The organism is Sphaerisporangium sp. NPDC051011 (genome assembly GCF_040653595.1).
Taxonomy (GTDB): Bacteria; Actinomycetota; Actinomycetes; order Streptosporangiales; family Streptosporangiaceae; genus Sphaerisporangium.
Map to the genome: position 1 here is coordinate 472,615 of NZ_JBFAGG010000004.1, position 16,966 is coordinate 489,580.

A 16,966-nucleotide genomic window follows, 5' to 3' on the forward strand; every position below is an offset into this window, starting at 1 on the left:
TGGGGGCGCGTTCCCACAGAGTTGTTCGTGGGAGTACCAATCGCCTCGGCGTCAGGGGGACCCGCGCATGACGAGATCGGCCCCGCGCCGCTGGTGATACCGCCGGCCGGGCCGCGCTCGCCCGCGGATCCCGACCTCGGCGGATCCCGCCTCTCCAGTTGTCGCGTGAGTACCGCGACATCCGAGATCGCGATCAAGGAGGTGCGATGTGACCCACCCATTCGCGTCACGCGGGGAGATCGAGCTGCGGGCCGCTCCGGCGCGGGCGGGGATCGCCACCACAACCACCGTCGATTCGTGGTTCATCGGACACAACCGGACTCAGCCAGGGCCACGGCCCCTGCACGACGCGCACGGTGCCGAGTGGAGGGGGTAACGGCGGTGAGCAGAGGCTGGGACATGTATCTGCACACCCTCGACCAGTACCTCACCCGCTTCCCCGGCCGGTTCGCGCTCGTCGTCTACACCCCGCCCCCGCGTTCCCCCGGGGAGGAACCGTTGTGGGCGGCGCTGGAGCGCGGCCTCGGGCTGAACGGCCCGGTCGTCCGGGGAGACCGCGTGCGGCTCACCCCGGAGGGGTTCGGCGCGATCGAGGGGGTCGCCGACTACGTGGCGCCGCACTTCCTGGGCGTGCGCACCGGTGACGGGCTCTACAGGTTCATCGAGGGCTCCAAGGCGACGATCGTGATCGGTCACCACATCTTCTCTGACGACATCGACCCCGCGGACAACGAGCGGGCATGGCTGGACTGGCTCGCCGGCGTGTTCGGCCACGGGGATCCACATGACGAGCGCTGATGCCGATACGAGTGCCCAACCCAAGGACCCGGCCGCCCGCGAGGGCGGCCCGGTCCGCGGGGGCGGCACGACCGAGGACGGGATGGACGACGTGATCGATATGGGGACGACCACCGGGGGAGCCGTGCCCGCCACGGCGGACCCGGAGCACATCGGGCACGGTACCGGCGACGCCGGGACGCAGGACGCCGGGCCGGAGCGTCAGGAGTCGGGCCGGTCGTTCCTCCTGGGGCTCGCCTGGTGGCCATGATGCACGCGATCCCGGGCCGCCATGACATGCGTGGCATGACCGCGGCGGCCTAGCGACCCCGGCGTGCCGGTACCCGTTGGTGCGGCGGGTGTCGGCACGCCGGCCAGGGTCGCCGAGCAGCCGAGCAGTCGGGGGGCCGAGCAACCGGGGGGCTCAGCCGGCCGGCATGGCCTCGCGCGCCAGGTCGGCCTCCGCCCGGGGCACGACCCGCCGCCGTACCACCAGCCCGAGCGCCGCGACCAGCAGCCCGGCGACGCCGGCCACGACGAACGGCCCCGCGGGCCGCCAGGTGTCGTACAGCACGCCCCCGAGCGCAGAAATGATCATGATGCCCGCGGCCCCGCACAGCGTGTGCACGCCGAAGGCCGCCCCGCGTACCTCCGCCGGCACCTGCTGGGCCAGCAGCGGGCCCGCGGTGGTGATGCCCGCGATCTCGCCGACGCCGATGAGCACCGCCACGAGCATCATGCCGCCGCCGAGCGGGTCCTCGACCAGCAGCGTCGACAGGTACGCCACCGCCGCGAGGGCCTGGGCGAGGACGACGAGGTTCTGGCGGGGCATCCGGTCGCCCAGCCAGCCGAACACCGGGGCGCAGAGCAGTGCGACGGTTTGGGAGACACCGACGACGGCCCCCGCCTTGGCCAGCGCCTCCGCGCTGGTCATCCCGCGTTCCGAGGTCGCGTAGTCGGAGATCCACAGCGTCATGAAGCTGACGACGATGGCGAGGTCGGCGCGCGCGACGAACGAGGCCGCATACGACAGCGCCACGCCGGGGTCGCGCGCGAGCGCGACGCCCTCGCGTACCAGGCGGGGGAGCGGGGTGCGCTCGGCCGTCTCGCTCACCTTCACGGAGGAGAGCGTGAGCCAGAGCAGCCCGGCGACGAGCAGGATGCCGGCGGCGACGAGCAGGAACGCCAGCCGGGTCGCCGCGACCGGGGACAGGCCGCTTCCCTCCAGAGTCCGCGGCAGCTTGACGAGCACCAGCACGGCGATCACGGCGCCCACGCCGCTGAAGACGCCGGTGAGCCCGTAGGACTTGCCGCGCGAGCGGGTGCGGACGTAGTCGATCGCGATGGTCGAGAGCATCGCGTTGAGCGCCGCCACGCCGAGGCCGAACACCACGCGCAGCGCGATCAGCACGGCGGTGTTCCCCGCGAACGGGAACAGGGCCGTGCCCGCGGCGCACAGCAGCATCCCGGCGGTCACGATGAGCCGCCGCCCGAAGCGGTCGGCGAGCGCGCCGTACCAGGCCAGGCTGAGGATCATCGCGAGTTCCGCGGCGAAGCCGAGCACCCCCACGGTGGTGCCCTGGGAGGACTCGGGCACGCCGAGGATCGTGGTGAGGATGTGAGGCTGGGCAGACGGGAGGAAGGAGATGACCGCGGTGCTCACCGTCGCCATGGACAGCAGCGCCCACATGTTGCCCTTGGTGATGCCGTCTGCGAGTTGTGCGCCCAGCACACGGCGCGTGGGGGGTGCGGCCATGGGAAGATCATGGCACCGTGTCGTGGCTTTTATCTACATACACGGACATTCAAGGCGGCTTGTTAAGATCCCCCTGCGAAGCGGACCTGTGGAGGCCAGTGATGAACCCGGCGCAGTTCGGCAAAGGTTTCGACCCAAATGTCCCGAACGCGGCGCGTATGTACGATTACTGGCTGGGTGGTAAGGACAACTTGCCCGCCGACCGGGAAGCCGCCGAGAAGGTGCTGAAGTTCGTCCCGGAGATTCCCGTCGGCATCCGCGAGAACCGGGGGTTCCTCATCCGGGCCGTGCGCTTCCTCGCCGAACAGGGCGTCCGCCAGTTCCTCGACATCGGCGCCGGCCTGCCGACGCAGCGCAACGTGCACCAGGTCGCCGCCGAGTACGCCCCCGGCGCGCGCACGGTGTACGTCGACAACGACCCGCAGGTGCTCGTCCACGCCCGCGCCCTGCTGCAGGACAGCCCCCAGGTGCTGGTGGTCGAGGGCGACCTGCGCCGCCCGATGGAGATCATGGGCGACCCCCAGGTGCGCGAGCACCTCGACTTCGACCAGCCCATCGCCGTGCTCCTGCTGGCCATCGTCCACTTCATCGAGGACTCCGACGACCCGGCCGGCATCATCGCGAAGATCCGTGGCGAGCTTCCCCCGGGCAGCTACATGGCCATATCCCACGTCGCGATCGACGAGCGCCCGCAGTCGGCCGCCGGCGTGGAGCGCATCTACAACGGCGCCTCCGCGCAGTTCGTCGCCCGGAGGTCTCGCGAGATCGAGCCGTTCTACGACGGGCTCGACCTCGTCGAGCCGGGCCTGGTGAACCTGCACCAGTGGCGCTCGGACATCCCCGTGACCGCACCCGCGCTGGAGAAGGTCTCCGCGTACTTCCTGTGCGGGGTCGGGCGAGTCCTTTGACGTGCTCTTCGGCATGAATGCCGAAGATTCAGCCAGTGCCGCACCAATGCGGCTTCCTGCTTCACCGGCCCGCGCCACCGAAATGGTCTTACCGAGTCTCCACAGGCTTCCGTCCGTGGCGTCGCCCGCGGGCCCGGCGATCCGGTCCTGCCGTGGCGGTGGCAGGACCGGACGTCTCGGGCCGCCGGCGCGGGCGGGCCGGCCGGCGGCGACGGGTCAGCTGATCTGCAGGTCGCGCAGGAGTAGAAGGCGTTCGCGGTGTCGGCGGCCGGACGGTGTGCTGGCCGTGGACGCGTTCGCGGTCGTCGCGCCCGCGCGTCAGGACGGCTGAGTCTCAGGCCAGGGCCCTGACGATGAGGTCGGCCACCATCTCGGGGTCGATGTGGTGCCCGGTCAGCAGGCACAGGCTCTCCTGGTAGAGCAGGACGGCGGCGAAGGTGGCGGCCGCGGCCTCCAGGCGGGCGGCGTCGCCCCGGCCGCCGGGAAGCGTGAGCTCCAGGACGAAGCTGGCGCGGCGGATTATCTCGGCGTTGAGGTGGCGCAGCCGCTCGCGCACCGAACCGTGGGTGTCGGCCTCGCGGAACAGGATGCGCCGCATGGCCGGCGAGGCGCGCAGGGGAACGCGCCTCGCGAGCCTGGCCAGCGCGCCCGCCGGGTCGGCGGGGACCTCCTCGACGTGCTCGTCGCCCATGTCGTCGATGCCCGTGCGCTCCCCGACGAGCGTGACCAGTACGTCGATCTTGCGCGGGAAGTAGTGGAAGACCAGCCCCTTGGGCACGTCGGCGCGTTTGGCGATCTCCGCCGTCGCGGTGGCGTCGTAGCCTCCGCCGGCGAACAGCTCCTCGGCGGCGTCCAATATGCGGGTGCGGGCGTCCGGCCATGTTTCGCCGATCCCGGACCGCCGCCGGGCGGCCCGGGACCACATGACCGATTTGATCACGCGTTCGTCAGAACGCGGCCGCGAGTCTGAAGGGCCGTCCACAGCCCGACGATAACCGTCACGCCGCCGGCGATCCACGCCGTCCAGGCGGCGGCGCCGTCGCCGTCGAAGCCGAACGCCCACGGGGAGAGGACGAGCAGCGCCCCGAACGCCGCCGTGACCCAGGAGCTCGCGCCGCCCGCCCCGAGGAGCGCCCAGAGCGCGGACACGAGCAGGAGGCCGCCGAGCAGCAGCAGCGGCTGGCCGGCGGCCTTCGAGCCGTCCGCCCAGAAGAACGGCGCGAGTACCGTCACCACGCCCGCGAGGAACGCGACGACGTCGGCCCACGATTTGGAGAGGTCCATCCTTGCCTCCGGGATGAGAGAGGTGTCGTGGTTCTTCGACGGTCACGCTGATTGACCGCCCGGTCAACACTCCGGAACGCCACTAACCGCTCACCTTGCGCGTTTGTGAGGGTGTTTCTCCCGGTTGGCGGACGGCTGCCGGGTGCCGGGTCGCCCGGGAACGGCAAGGCGCCCGCCGCACCGGGTCACGGCCGGTGCGGCGGGCGCCGTCAACGGGCCTCGCGCCGGGCGGTCGTCGGCGGGCGGCCGCGCCGGGCGGGCGGGGTCGGCGACTACGGGCGCCGGGGCGCCCGTTCGTGCCTTCCGGCCTTAGTACGGCGCGCGGGGGGAGAAAGGTTCAATCCGTGAACCGGTAAAAGTACACAGTAAGAAACGTGGCCCGCGCCGGAGCCGGCCGTTAAAATGCCAGGTCAGGTACCCAGCGTGAGCGAAGCGGTTCCGTCCGTGGCGGTCCCCGCGCGTGGGCGCCCGCAGGGCCGTGCCGGGTCCGGTGTCAGGCGGTCAGGCCTCGTTCCTCCAGCGCGGCGCGCAGCGCGCGGAGGGCGTAGTACACCCGCGACTTCGCCGTGCCGAGCGGGATGCCGAGCACCGCGGCGGCCTCGTTCGCCGACCGGTCCCGCAGGATCGTCTCGTCAAGGATCTCCCGGTGGGCGCGTGACAGGGACTTCAGCGCCTCCGAGACGACCACCTGCCGCAGCAGGTCGTCGGTGCGGTCGGGCTCCGGCGCGTGGTCAAGGGGCAGGTCGCCCGCCTCGCGCGGCCGCGCGTCCCTGCGGCGCGTGTCGTCGATCACGATGCGCCGGGCGACGGTCGCCAGCCACGGCATCAGCGACGACGCCCCGGACTCCAGCTCCGCCGCGCTGCGCCAGGCTCTGATCATGGTCTCCTGGACGACGTCCTCGGCCCACTGCAGATCGCCGCCGGTCAGCCGCACCGTGAACGCGAGCAGCGGCCGGTGGTAGATGCGGTACAGCTCGGAGACGATCGTCTCGTCCTCCGGCTGCCGCGGACGCGCGCGGCGGAACAGGCCCCGCCGCCCGCGCGGGCTGTGGAAGGCGTCCACCATGGATGCGGCTCCCGGGGTCGGCCGTCGGCGAGGACGGATGCCTTCCCGCATCATCTACCTCCGCCGTGCGGCGGCGCGAGAGTTGAGAGCCGAGACTCCCGTCCGAGCCGCCGCAAGTAGTGAAATTTCGCGCTGGAGGCCCTGATTTCGCAACGGTTGTGGGCCTGGGGCCGGGCTCCGCGGGAAAGCCCGCGTGTCCGCGTGGCGGCGGGCGCGGCACCCGTCCGCCGTGGCACGAGGACGGCGGACGACCTTGGTACAAGCCGTGAGGAACCCGCCCGGGACGGGGGACGCCCTCGGCGCACGAGTGGTACAGGAAGGGACTGGGACACCCCGCCACCTGACAGGCCACGCGCGGCCGCGTCCGGCCCGTCCCGCGCCGCTCAGCGCACCATATCACCGCAGATGGCGAAATTTCGGGTGTCGCCATTAATGCGGATAATTACCACCCTATGTCGCGGCTATTGCTTTTCTGAAACGGGTGGTTAACGTGGATTCAGATATCTGCGGAGAAAGGAGTAATGATGCCGGTCGTACTGGAACATGCTGAGGAGATCATCGCCGCGTGGCGAAGCGGAGCGGCGTCCGCCGAGGGCTGGGAGAACCCGGCCGGACCGGTGCTCCTCGGCGAGTACACCGAGGAGGAGATCACGATGAGCCTCATTGAGACGCGCAGGCCGAGCTCGTGCACCGCCGGCAGCAGACTCTGCTGCTGACCGGGAAAGGGAGAGACGCGTGGCCGGGGACTTCGACCCGCCGCTGGAAGCCCTGACCGCACCCGCGCTGGACAGGCTGTCGGCCACGCTGAGGTCGGTCCCCGGCCTCACGGAGGCGGAGGCCGGGGTGATCCGGCGGGGAGCCGCCGACGCGCTGGAGGAGACCGTCCGCCTCAAGGTCAACCGGGTCCTGCTGCTGGAACTCAACGCGGCCCGGATCAGCGGCCGGCTGACCGCGGCGACGCCGCCGCTCCGATGGCGGGAATGGAAGGCGATGGCCGCGTCGCCGGAGTTCTGGCCGTCTCTGACCCCGCACTACCCCACGATGGCGTCCAGGCTCGGCACGATCATCGCCAACAGGTGCGCCGCGGCCGGAGAACTGGCCCGCAGGTTCGCCGCCGACCGGGCGGAACTGGCCACGCTGCCGGGTGGTCCGCGCGGCGACCTGGCGCGGGTCGAGTTCGGCGCGGGCGACAGCCATCGCGGCGGGCGCGCCGTCGCGCTCGTGCACGGCGCGGAGGGCCGCGTCGTCTACAAGCCGCGTTCCCTCGGCGTGGACCGGGAGCTGGCGCGGCTGATCGCCCGCCTTGCGCCCGGAGTCCCCGGCGGGATCGGCATCCGCGTACCCGGCGTGCTCGTCCGCCGGGAGTACGGCTGGGCGGAGCACATCGGGCACCGCTACTGCGACGGCGACGCGGAACTGCGGTCCTTCTACCGGGGGGTCGGGCACTGGCTGGCGCTGATGCGCCTGATCGGCGGCAGCGACCTGCACGGGGAGAACCTCATCGCGGCCGGGCCCGTTCCCGTCGTCGTCGACTGCGAGACGCTGTTCACCCCGCACGCCGCAGCCAAGCCCTCGGGTTACGGCGCGGCCTTCGACCGGGCGATCGACCTGCTCGAGGGATCGGTGCTGCGCACCGGGATCCTTCCCGGACGAGGCGTCTCTCTCGGCTGGCGCGGCGTCGACATGTCCGCCCTCGGTGGCCTGCCCGGGCAGCAGCCGTACATACGGATGCCCGTCGTCGTCGACGCGGGCACGGACACGGCCAGGCTGGGCATGGAGCCGATCGAGATGAGAACCGCGGCCAACCATCCGAGCCCCGATCCCGTCCTCGTCCGCTACTGGGACCTGGTGCTGGCGGGATTCACCGACCTGACCGGGCATCTCGACGCCCTCGACCGGCGAGGAGAGCTGGCCGCGCTGCTCGCGGACTTCGCCGACCTGCCCATCCGGGTCGTACTCCGCGCCACCGAGGCGTACTCCGAGCTCAGCCGCATGCTGTGGCACCCCGCCTCGCTCCACGACGAGGCCACCGCCACCCGCAAGGCGGCACACCTGCTGGCCGAGCAGGCCGAGAACCTGCCTGGAGCGCCGTCGGACCCCACCGTGATCGACGCCGAGGTGGCCGAGCTGCTGGACGGCGACATCCCCTTCTTCAGCACGTCGCCCCGCCACGGCCGCCTTTCCGGCCCCGGCAGTACCACATGGGGAGGCGAACAGGATCTCATCGAGGACGCGCTGCGGCGCTGGCGTGACCGCGAGCCGGCCCTGGACCGCGACGTGATCCGCGCCGCGCTGGTCAGCGCCTACCTTAACGAGGGGTGGACGCCGCAGACGAAACCGATGGGCCCGTCTCTCCTGCGGCACCACGACCTCGACGGGCGCCGGCGGCGGGTGGCGGCCGGCCTGGCCCGCGACATGCTGGAGGCGGCGGTACGCGGGGACGACGGCACGGTCACCTGGATCGCGCCGGTGCTCAACGCCACCGGCTGGTCGGTGCAGCCGCTGTCCCCCGACCTGTACGGCGGCTCGTACGGGGTCGCGATCGTGCTGGCCGCCTATGAGAGCGAGGCGGGGCAGGGCAGGGCCGAGGCGGTGCCGGGACTGGAGCCGCTGCTGGCGGCCCTGCTCCGCGCGATCAGGATGGCCGAGGACCGGGACGCCGAACTCCGGCGCGACGGAACGCGGCGTCGCCCCGAACCTCCGGGCGGCTACGTCGGCATCGGCTCGCGGATCTGGAGCTGGCTGCTCCTGTGCGGGCTCGGGGCCGTCTCCTCCGGGGAGGCGCTCGCCCGGGCGTGCGCGGCGGCCGAGACCATGCCCGAGGCGGTGGCCGCCGACGAGACCTACGACCTGCTCACCGGAATGGCCGGCGCCGTGGTGCCGCTGCTCCGCCTGGCCGAACGAACCGGCGACCCGCGGTGGTCCAAGGCGGCCCACCTGATCGGGGAGCGGCTGGTCTCCCTGGCCTGGGACGAGGACGGGGGAGCGAGCTGGCCCGGCGCCCTGTACCCGCAGGGGATGGGCGGGGTCTCGCACGGCGCGACCGGGATCGGCTGGGCGCTGGCCCGGCTCTCCCACGCCGCCACGGGCGAGGGCGCCGAGTTCGGCGCCCTCGCCGACAGGGCGTTTCTGTTCGAGGAGTCGCTGTACGACCCGGTCGGGGGCGGCTGGCGCGACCTGCGCGAGGCCGAGCCTCGCGTGACCTCCAGCGCGTGGTGCCATGGAGCGGCCGGCATCGGCATCGTCGCGGCCGACCTGCTGGCACGCCAGGGCGGCCGGCACTGGCGGGACGTGCTCCGCCGCGCCGCGGCGTCGAGCCCCGGCAGCATCGGATGGAATCACACGCTCTGCCACGGGGACCTCGGCATCTGGGAGACCCTGGACCGGGCGATCGCCGCGGGACTCGGGCCGGAGGGTCTGACCCGGGAGTCCCTCACGGCGCGGGCGATCGGCGGAATCGAGGAGTACGGGCCGATCAGCGGCCTGGCCCGCGACGCCTTCTCGCCGGGTCTGCTGTCGGGCGTGGGCGGCATGGTCTACCAGTTGCTCCGGATGCACCCCGACAGCCCGCTCCCCTCCGTGCTGCTGCCCGATCCGGAGTGAATGCGGCCGGTGAGGAGCGGCAGGGCGGTCGATTCGCCTGGAAGACCACGGGTAGCGGGCCGCAGCACAGGTCAAAACGGAAGTAATGGGTGGTGCCCGATATTGGCATCGGATGGCTGATTTATCCGCAAACAGGTGTCAAGGCATCGCCAGCGGGCACGCGACCCGGCAGCCATTGGATATCGGTCACTCGCATTGGACTGCCATGATCACCCAGAACACGATCCTCCCTGCCGTCTCCTGGCTGCGCCGCGCCGCCTGCCGAGTCGAGGATCCGGAGCTGTTCTTCCCGATTTCGGCGAAGGGCCCGGGCCACCTGCAGCACGAGCGTGCCAAGGCGGTGTGCCGCCGGTGCCCGGTCCGCCGGCCGTGCCTGGACTACGCCTTGCGCACCGGCCAGGAGCACGGGATCTGGGGTGGCACCGACCCCGACGAGCGCCGGGCGCGCGCCCGGCGTGAGCTGGACCGGCGCGTCAGCGCGGGGTAGGAGGGGACATGAGCGAGGACCTCGGCGATCCCGGGCACCGGCGGCCCGACGGCATGGACGACACCACCGTCGAGGCGCTGGGCAAACTGTCGGAGGCTTTGGAGACGGCCGAGCGCGCCCGGGGCCATCTGTACAGCTTCCACCAGCTCACCGGGCACGCCCACCTGCAACTCCAGGACGCCGTGGACCTGCTGCGCCGGGCCGGCCACACCGCCCACGCCGACGCGGTGACGTCCCAGCTGCTGGGCCGTGACGTGCTGGAGGGCCGGTGGACGTTCCAGGTGGTCGAGGAGTACGACGACGGCTACTACCGCTGCTTCACCGGCATCGAGGCGCGCGTCAGGAACGACCTGGCCCAGGGCAGGCGCCACATCTACGAGGCCGAGATGAAGCGGCGGCTGCACGGCTGAGCCCGGAGACCGGCGGCCGGGTCACTTCAGCGCGCCCGCGGTCAGCCCGGCCTGGATCTGCCGCTGGAAGATCGTGTAGACGATCAGCATGGGCAGGATCGCCATGCTCAGCGCCGCGAACAGCGCCGCCCAGTCCGCGTCGTAGCCCGCCGCCGTGGAGATGTCCGCGATGCCCTGGGTGAGCACCCACTTGTCCTTGGCCTGGCCGCTGAGCAGCACCAGCGGGATCTGGTACTGGTTCCACTGGCCGAGGACGTTGAAGATCGTGATGCTCACGATGCCCGGCCTGGCCAGGGGCAGCATGATCTGGAAGAACACCCTGCTGTGCGAGGCCCCGTCCACGAACGCCGCCTCGGCCACCGCCTGCGGCAGCGTGCGGAAGAACGCCGACAGGAAGAACACCGTGAACGGCAGCGAGTAGGCGATGTAGACCAGCACGAGCCCGCCGTAGGTGTCCAGGCCGATGAGCGGGCCGACCAGCGGCAGGTCCCCCATGTTGCGCACGACGAAGAACAGCGGCGTGAGCGCCAGGTAGACCGGGAAGGCCAGCCCGGACACGAACAGCAGGTAGATGGCCCGGTTCCCGCGGAACCGGTAGCGCGCCAGCACGTACGCCGCCATCGAGCCGAACAGCATGGTGCCGGCCGTGCCCAGGGACACCACCACGACGCTGTTCAGCATGTACCGGCCGACGTGCGCCTGGTCCCAGGCGCGGGCCCAGTTGTCCCAGCGGGGGGTGGCCGGCAGCGACCAGGCGCTGCCGAAGATCTCGTCCTCGCTCTTCACCGACGCCAGGAACGTCCACACGATCGGCACCACGACCAGCACCGTCCACACCACCAGCGCCACGTGGGACAGCCCGGAGAGGGGCCCGAGCCGGAGCCGCCGCCGCTCGCGGAGCTGCCGGCGGCCGAGCCCGGTGACGTCGCCCGCCTGTGCCCCCGCCTGTGCCCCCGCCTGTGAGACCATCGCCGGCCCCCTCAGAACTCGACCCGCTCGCGGCGGGACAGGCGAAGCGCCACCACCGCGAAGGCGACCGTGAAGAAGAACAGCACCACGCCCATGGCCGAGGCGTAGCCGAACTTGAAGTACTGGAAGGCGTTGCGGTAGATCTCGGCGGCCATGACGGTCGTCGAGTGGTCGGGGCCGCCGTGCTCGGCCGTCATCACCCACACGATCGCGAAGACGTCCAGGGCGGCGATGCCGAGGTAGATCCACCCGACCTGCACGGTGTCCCACAGCAGGGGCAGCGTGACGCGGAAGAACAGCCGCCCGCGCGTCGCGCCGTCGATCTGCGCCGCCTCGTACAGGTCGCGGGGGATGGACGCCATGCCCGCCGAGAACAGCACGACGTAGAAGCCGACCGCCTGCCAGACCAGCACGCCGAGGATCGACCAGAACGCGATGCCCGGGTCGGACAGGAACCCGACCGGCTCCAGCCCGAGCGCCATGAGCGGGGCGTTCAGCATCCCGCTCTCGTCCGGGCGGAAGACCTGCTGGAACAGGACGGCGACGATCGCGACGGCGAGCACCTGAGGGAAGAAGAACACCACGCGGTAGAACCGCGCCCCGCGCACGCCGGACACGCCGCCGGCGCCCCCTGTGTGCCCGGCGTGCAGCAGGAACGCGAAGAAGAGCGCGATCACGAGCGTGCCCAGCGGCATGAGGATCAGCAGCAGGCCGTTGTGGCGCACCGCGGTCCAGAACACGTTGTCGTCCAGGAGCCGCCGGAAGTTCGCCAGGCCGACGAAGCCCGGCTCGGCGTTGACCCCGCGCCAGTCGGTCGTGGCGATGGAGAACGCCTGGGCGTAGGGCGAGATCACGTAGACGAGGTAGAGCAGCACCGGGACGGCGAGGAATCCGATGATGAACCGCGCCCGGGTGAAGGCGGCGCGGTTCACGAAGAAGGGCCGTTTCGCGCCTTTCAACACCATATTCCCCGCCTTCCGGTCGTTCTGGATATGTCGGCCTATGTGCTGGTCCGCGCGGGAGTCAGGTGCGGGTGAACTTCTTCACCGAGGTGTCGTTCTTGATCTCGTCCGCCTTCCGCTGGACCCGGTCGGCCCACTGCGCGACCTTGAGGCGGCCCGCCATCAGCTGGCCGGTGGCCGCGGCGACCTCGTCGTGCAGTTCCTTGTACCACTGGCGGAACCGGAAGTAGGCGACGTTCTCCCCGGCCTCCTGCAGCCGTCCCGCCGCGCTCCGCAGCCCCGGCTTCAAAGTGCGGCCGTCCGCGGCCCCCTTGACGACGGTGAGCGTGCTGACCAGTTCGCTGAACTTCCCCGCGCCCTCCTTGGACAGCATCGCCCGCATGTACTCCATGCCGGCCCGCGGGTTGGCCGACTTCGCCGCGACGAAGAACTCCTCGCCGGGACGGGAGTGCAGCGTGCCGTACGGCAGGGCGTCGGACTGCGAGAACGAGGGCAGCGGGAACATGGCGTAGCCGAAGTCCGCCGGGGTGGTGTCCTTCTGCTCGTTCTCCAGCCACGACCCGCACGGCAGCATGGCGACCTGGTACTTGTTGTGGGCCGTCTGGGTCTGGATGTGGTCCAGCCCCTCGGTGCCCCGCAGCAGGTACTTCGCGCCGAGCGCGGCGAACGCCTCCGCCGCCTTGTCGACCGGCTCGGCCTTCCAGGCGTCCGGCGCCAGGTTGTCGATGTTCTTCAGCACCTGGACGCCCCCGATCTTGGCGGCCAGGGTGAGGATCGTCTCGTAGATGTAGAACGGGTGCTTGCCCGCGTAGGTGAACGGCGCGCACTTTCCCGACTTCTGGATCGTCTCGCACAGGGCCGTGAACTCGTCCCAGGTCTTCGGCACCTGCCAGCCGTTGTCGCCGAACAGCTTGGTGGAGTACCAGATGCCCCACACCGTGCTGGCGTAGTTCAGCACGCAGTACGTGCCGTCGTAGGTGCCGAGCTCGACGGCCGAGGGCAGGATCGTGTCGCGCACCTTCACGGAGGGGTCATCCCAGCTCGGGGCGTCCAGCAGCGCGCCGAGGTCCTGCAACTGGCCGTCCTGCGCCAGGGCGCCGAAGTCCATCGCGTTGTCGCCGCTGTTGTTGACGAACTCGGGCGGGTTCCCGCCGGCGAACCGGGGCTGGAGCGTCTTGGCGATCTCCTTGGTGGCCGAGTGCCTGATCCGCGCGCTCGGGTGCTTGGCCGCGAACAGCGGCTCGTGGATGTTCTTGGCGTAGGCGTCGCCGAACCCGCCGTCGAAGATCACCACCTCGAGCGGGGACGTCTCGGCGATGCCGAGCGGGTTGGCCGCCGACGTGGCGCCGGTGGCCGCGGGGGCGGGCGTGCGGGACCCGCCGCCGCCCGGGGACGCGCACGCCGCCAGCGCGCCGGGGAGCAGCAGCCCGGTGACGGCGGCGCTGCGCAGCAACTCACGCCGGGATAGGGAATTGTCCGCCATTGGTCCTCCTGGGGGGCTGGAGCGTCGCCGCGCCTCCGGCGAGTTGTGCCCGCCCGGGCGCGGAGGTCTCTGGTCGAACCTGGTCGGTGACGCGTGGCAGGCAGGCGGGCGTCAGCCCCCGCGCCGGATGCGCCCCGCGTACCGGCTTTCCAGGGCGCGGTTGTGCTCGTCGCCGCCGACGACGTTGGCCGAACGGTAGATCGGCGGCGTCTCGCCGGCCTCCAGCAGGCCCCGGACGATCTCGGCGACGACCATCTGCGCGAGCAGGGCCGAGGTGATGGTGGAGACCGCGCCGAACGTGCCGCCCCCGGGGATCGGGACCACCGCGTCGCCGTACGGGGCGCCGTTGTCGAGCACGACGTCGGCGAGGTCCATCAGCTTGAGGCCCGAGGGGTGCCGCGACTTCATCTCGGTGCTGTGCCGCACCGAGGTCAGCGCGACCAGGCCGTGGCCGCGCTCCTTGACGATGGACGCCAGCTCCACCACCGAGCCGTTGACCCCCGAGCTGGAGATGAGGACGAAGGCGTCCTCAGGTCGCACGGGGGCGAGTTCGTAGACGCGGCGGGCGACCAACGGGTCCCGTTCCAGCTCGGCCGAGCCGAGCACGCTCGCGGGCTCCCCGCCGTACAGCACGAGGTCGCGCAGGGCGAGCCGGTTGGTGGGGACCAGGCCGCCCGCGCGGCCGGCGATCTCCATCGCGATGGCCTCGGAGTGCCCCGAGCCGAACGCCTGGATCACCCCGCCGCCGCGCAGGCAGGCGCCGAGCAGGGCGGCGGCTTCCTGGACGGCCCGCGCCTGGCTCGCGGCGACCTCGTGCACCAGTCTCTCGGCGGTCCGGGCATAGGCGGCGGCGCTGATGTCCAAAATTATTCCCTTCATCACCGAGTGATCAGATGAAAATAATTGCCCACACCTGGCCGCTTAGCAAGAGGAAGACGCCGACATCCCGGACATCCGCCCGCGAGCGGACGCCCCCGCGCCGCCGCGTCCGGAAAACGGGTCGCGCCCCGCCCCGGCACATGGGCCAGAATGATCGGTGCCGTCCGCCCCGGACGGCCATCGAGGACACCGGCGAGGGCTTGGACGATCATGAGCGAGGAACAGACCAGGCGCGTGCTCGGCCTGCTCTACCAGGACGACACGCTGCGGGTCTTCTCCGCCCTGGTCCTGCACGGCACGCCCGAGGAGGCCGGGCTCGGCAGGGACGCGCTGCGCCGCGCGCTGGACCGGCTGGAACGCGGCGGCCTGATCGTCCGCGACGAGGACGCCTGGCGTCCGAGGCCCGAGCGCTTCCGCGAGCTGCTGCACGCCACCGCCCCGCCCGCGGACCCGCCACCCGCGGACGCCGACGCCCGCGTCGTCCAGACCTTCCTGGTCGAGGGCCGCCTGCGGGCGATCCCCACCCGCCGCGAGAAACGGCTCGCCGTGCTGCGGTACATCGCCCAGGTCTTCGAACCCGGCGTACGCTACCCGGAGAAGGACGTCAACGTGGCCCTGCGAGCCTTTCACGACGACCACGCGGCCCTGCGCCGCTACCTGGTCGTGGAGGGCCTGCTGGGCCGCGAGAACAACGTCTACTGGCGCACCGGCGGCGTGGTCGAGGTCTGAGGCGGGCGCGACTCCCCGGGCCGCGGGCGAGGTCGGCCCGTCGAGCCGTGCGGCCGTTCCGGGTTGCGGCGGACGACTCGCTGCCGGTTCCCCATGGTCGGCCTCCGTCCGTTCGTCCCGCGTCCGCGCAGGGCGCCGATTGCGTACCCGTTTCTCGGTACCCCCTCTCGCCGGGCGAAACCCGGGGCGGACGCTGGAGAGAAGGCAGGCGCCGGAAGACCATTTACCTACCGCGTCGCTTGGTTATTATGGCGTCAAGATCGAGAGCAAAGGCGGGAGCGAAGGTCTCCATCCGGGGCCCGCCGCGACGAGCACGCCGCGCCGTCAGGGAGCGGCGGAACGGGGATGCTTATGATCAGGAAGAAGGCCGCCGCCGGCGCCGTCGCGTTCGGCCTGGTCCTCACCGCCGCCGCGTGCGGCGGGTCGGGGCAGACCGGCTCCTCCGGCCGCACGGGCACGCCGGGCGCGGCCGGGGGCACGTTCACGTACTGGACGAGCCAGTGGCAGCCGGACCAGATCGCCGAGGTCGACGCCGCGTTCGCCAAGGCCAACCCCGGCATGCGGTCCAAGGGAGAGTACATCGCGAGCTCCGACCAGTACCTTCCCAAGGTCATCGCGGCCCTGAAGAACGGCACCCACCCCACGGTCCTGCTCACCCAGAACCCCTCCGACCTGCCGGTCGTCCAGCAGAGCGGCAAGCTGATCCCGCTGGACGGCAAGCTCTCCGCCGAGACCGGCGCGCTGTACCCGGGCATCAAGGAGTCGCTGTTCTACAAGGGACACCAGCTCGGCATCGCGCTCGGCGGCGTCGGGGACATCGTGCTCTTCTACAACAAGAAGGCCTTCGCCGACGCCGGCATCGACGGCCCGCCCAAGACCTGGGACGAGCTCGCCGCCGACGCCAAGAAGCTGTCGGACCCGGCCAAGAACAAGTACGGCTTCTACGTGCCGCTCGGCGAGGCCGAGTGGATCTCCTTCGCCTGGGCTCCCCTGCTGTACGCCGAGGGAGGCTCCTTCCTCAACGCCGACGGCACCGCCACCGCCTTCAACGGCCCGCAGGGCGTCAAGGCGCTCACCACCTGGGTCGACCTGCTCAAGAACAAGGCGGCTCCGAGCACCGGCTACGCCCAGGCGGGCAGCTTCGACGGCGCCCCGGCGTTCGCCAGCGGGACGGTCGCCATGATCGTCAACGGGCAGTGGGCCGTGTCCACCTTCCAGAAGGCCGGTGTCGACTTCGGCGTGGCCCCCATGCCGGCGGGCGCGTCCGGCACCTCGACGAGCCTCGGCATCGGCGTGGCCGCCCTGCTCAAGACCGACCCCGCGGCCGAGAAGGCGGGCCTGGCGTTCCTGAAGTTCCTCGCCACCCCGGCGCAGGGCGCCTACCTCGCCGTCAAGAGCGGCGGCCTGCCCTCCGGCCCCGCCCAGCTCGACGAGCCGGCGCTCAAGGAGCACATCGCCAAGGACCCGACCTACGCGGTCTTCGCCGAGGCCGAGAAGACCGGCAAGGTGCGCCCGATCACCCCCGCGTACACCGCGATCTCCCAGAGCCTGTGGACCCAGATCAACGCCGCCCTCAAGGGACGGAAGACCCCGGCCGAGGCCCTGACGCAGGCCGCCAAAGAAGGGGACGCGGCCCTGAAGAAGCTCGGCTGA

The 16,966-nt window shown here is 71.5% G+C and carries 17 protein-coding genes; 9 read left to right on the forward strand and 8 right to left on the reverse strand.

Translation table 11 applies throughout. The annotated features are described in order from the left end of the window. Positions 1-381 precede the first annotated feature (381 nt). A complete protein-coding gene (locus AB0H21_RS12210) occupies positions 382-798 on the forward strand; it encodes a hypothetical protein (RefSeq protein ID WP_358515049.1) in 417 nt (138 codons plus the stop codon). Beyond that, positions 785-1,048, forward strand: a complete 264-nt coding sequence (locus AB0H21_RS12215) for a hypothetical protein (RefSeq protein WP_358515052.1) — start codon at positions 785-787, stop codon at positions 1,046-1,048. Before AB0H21_RS12210 ends, AB0H21_RS12215 begins: the two co-directional genes overlap by 14 nt. 153 nt (positions 1,049-1,201) lie before the next feature. On the opposite strand, the gene AB0H21_RS12220 is transcribed toward AB0H21_RS12215, so the two are convergent. Then, complete coding sequence (locus AB0H21_RS12220) at positions 1,202-2,533, reverse strand: MFS transporter (RefSeq protein ID WP_358515054.1); 1,332 nt, start codon at positions 2,531-2,533, stop codon at positions 1,202-1,204. Positions 2,534-2,634: 101 nt separating this feature from the next. Between AB0H21_RS12220 and AB0H21_RS12225 the strand changes: the two genes are divergently transcribed. Further along, positions 2,635-3,441, forward strand: a complete 807-nt coding sequence (locus AB0H21_RS12225; protein ID WP_358515056.1) for an SAM-dependent methyltransferase — start codon at positions 2,635-2,637, stop codon at positions 3,439-3,441. A 334-nt stretch (positions 3,442-3,775) separates the two neighbouring features. Here AB0H21_RS12225 and AB0H21_RS12230 read toward each other — a convergent pair whose 3' ends face one another. The 3 genes from AB0H21_RS12230 to AB0H21_RS12240 form a co-directional block, all read right to left on the reverse strand. Beyond that, positions 3,776-4,381, reverse strand: coding sequence for a helix-turn-helix domain-containing protein (locus AB0H21_RS12230; RefSeq protein ID WP_358515058.1), 606 nt, complete (start codon positions 4,379-4,381; stop codon positions 3,776-3,778). Further along, positions 4,378-4,725, reverse strand: coding sequence for an SPW repeat protein (locus AB0H21_RS12235; RefSeq protein ID WP_358515061.1), 348 nt, complete (start codon positions 4,723-4,725; stop codon positions 4,378-4,380). Before AB0H21_RS12235 ends, AB0H21_RS12230 begins: the two co-directional genes overlap by 4 nt. 493 nt (positions 4,726-5,218) lie before the next feature. Further along, positions 5,219-5,791 carry a sigma-70 family RNA polymerase sigma factor gene (locus tag AB0H21_RS12240; RefSeq protein ID WP_358515063.1) on the reverse strand — a complete coding sequence of 191 codons (573 nt, stop codon included), beginning with the start codon at positions 5,789-5,791 and terminating at the stop codon, positions 5,219-5,221. A 524-nt stretch (positions 5,792-6,315) separates the two neighbouring features. On the opposite strand from AB0H21_RS12240, the gene AB0H21_RS12245 reads away from it, so the two are divergent. The 4 genes from AB0H21_RS12245 (at position 6,316) to AB0H21_RS12260 (ending at position 10,291) form a co-directional block, all read left to right on the forward strand. Continuing rightward, positions 6,316-6,507, forward strand: a complete 192-nt coding sequence (locus AB0H21_RS12245) for a DUF6229 family protein (RefSeq protein WP_358515065.1) — start codon at positions 6,316-6,318, stop codon at positions 6,505-6,507. 19 nt (positions 6,508-6,526) lie between these two features. Continuing rightward, positions 6,527-9,394 (forward strand): type 2 lanthipeptide synthetase LanM family protein, encoded by a 2,868-nt coding sequence (locus tag AB0H21_RS12250; protein ID WP_358515067.1) that lies wholly within the window; start codon positions 6,527-6,529, stop codon positions 9,392-9,394. A gap of 205 nt (positions 9,395-9,599) precedes the next feature. After that, the gene (locus AB0H21_RS12255) at positions 9,600-9,881 is read left to right on the forward strand and encodes a WhiB family transcriptional regulator (protein ID WP_358515070.1); all 282 of its coding nucleotides are present in this window, start codon (positions 9,600-9,602) and stop codon (positions 9,879-9,881) included. A gap of 8 nt (positions 9,882-9,889) precedes the next feature. Then, complete coding sequence (locus tag AB0H21_RS12260) at positions 9,890-10,291, forward strand: hypothetical protein (RefSeq protein ID WP_358515073.1); 402 nt, start codon at positions 9,890-9,892, stop codon at positions 10,289-10,291. A 21-nt stretch (positions 10,292-10,312) separates the two neighbouring features. Here the strand turns inward: AB0H21_RS12260 and AB0H21_RS12265 are convergent, their stop codons facing one another. The 4 genes from AB0H21_RS12265 to AB0H21_RS12280 form a co-directional block, all read right to left on the reverse strand. Next, on the reverse strand, positions 10,313-11,260 hold the full coding sequence (locus tag AB0H21_RS12265) for a carbohydrate ABC transporter permease (protein ID WP_358515075.1): 948 nt from the start codon (positions 11,258-11,260) through the stop codon (positions 10,313-10,315). Between the two features lie 11 nt (positions 11,261-11,271). Beyond that, the gene (locus AB0H21_RS12270) at positions 11,272-12,225 is read right to left on the reverse strand and encodes a sugar ABC transporter permease (protein ID WP_358515078.1); all 954 of its coding nucleotides are present in this window, start codon (positions 12,223-12,225) and stop codon (positions 11,272-11,274) included. A gap of 58 nt (positions 12,226-12,283) precedes the next feature. Then, a complete protein-coding gene (gene ngcE, locus AB0H21_RS12275) occupies positions 12,284-13,705 on the reverse strand; it encodes an N-acetylglucosamine/diacetylchitobiose ABC transporter substrate-binding protein (protein WP_358515081.1) in 1,422 nt (473 codons plus the stop codon). Between the two features lie 111 nt (positions 13,706-13,816). Then, positions 13,817-14,584, reverse strand: a complete 768-nt coding sequence (locus tag AB0H21_RS12280) for an SIS domain-containing protein (RefSeq protein ID WP_358515422.1) — start codon at positions 14,582-14,584, stop codon at positions 13,817-13,819. A gap of 210 nt (positions 14,585-14,794) precedes the next feature. Here AB0H21_RS12280 and AB0H21_RS12285 point away from each other — a divergent pair, with 210 nt between their 5' ends. Next, entirely contained in the window at positions 14,795-15,313 is a 519-nt protein-coding gene (locus AB0H21_RS12285) for a DUF2087 domain-containing protein (RefSeq protein WP_358515083.1), read from the forward strand. 351 nt (positions 15,314-15,664) lie between these two features. Next, positions 15,665-16,966, forward strand: coding sequence for an ABC transporter substrate-binding protein (locus AB0H21_RS12290; protein ID WP_358515086.1), 1,302 nt, complete (start codon positions 15,665-15,667; stop codon positions 16,964-16,966).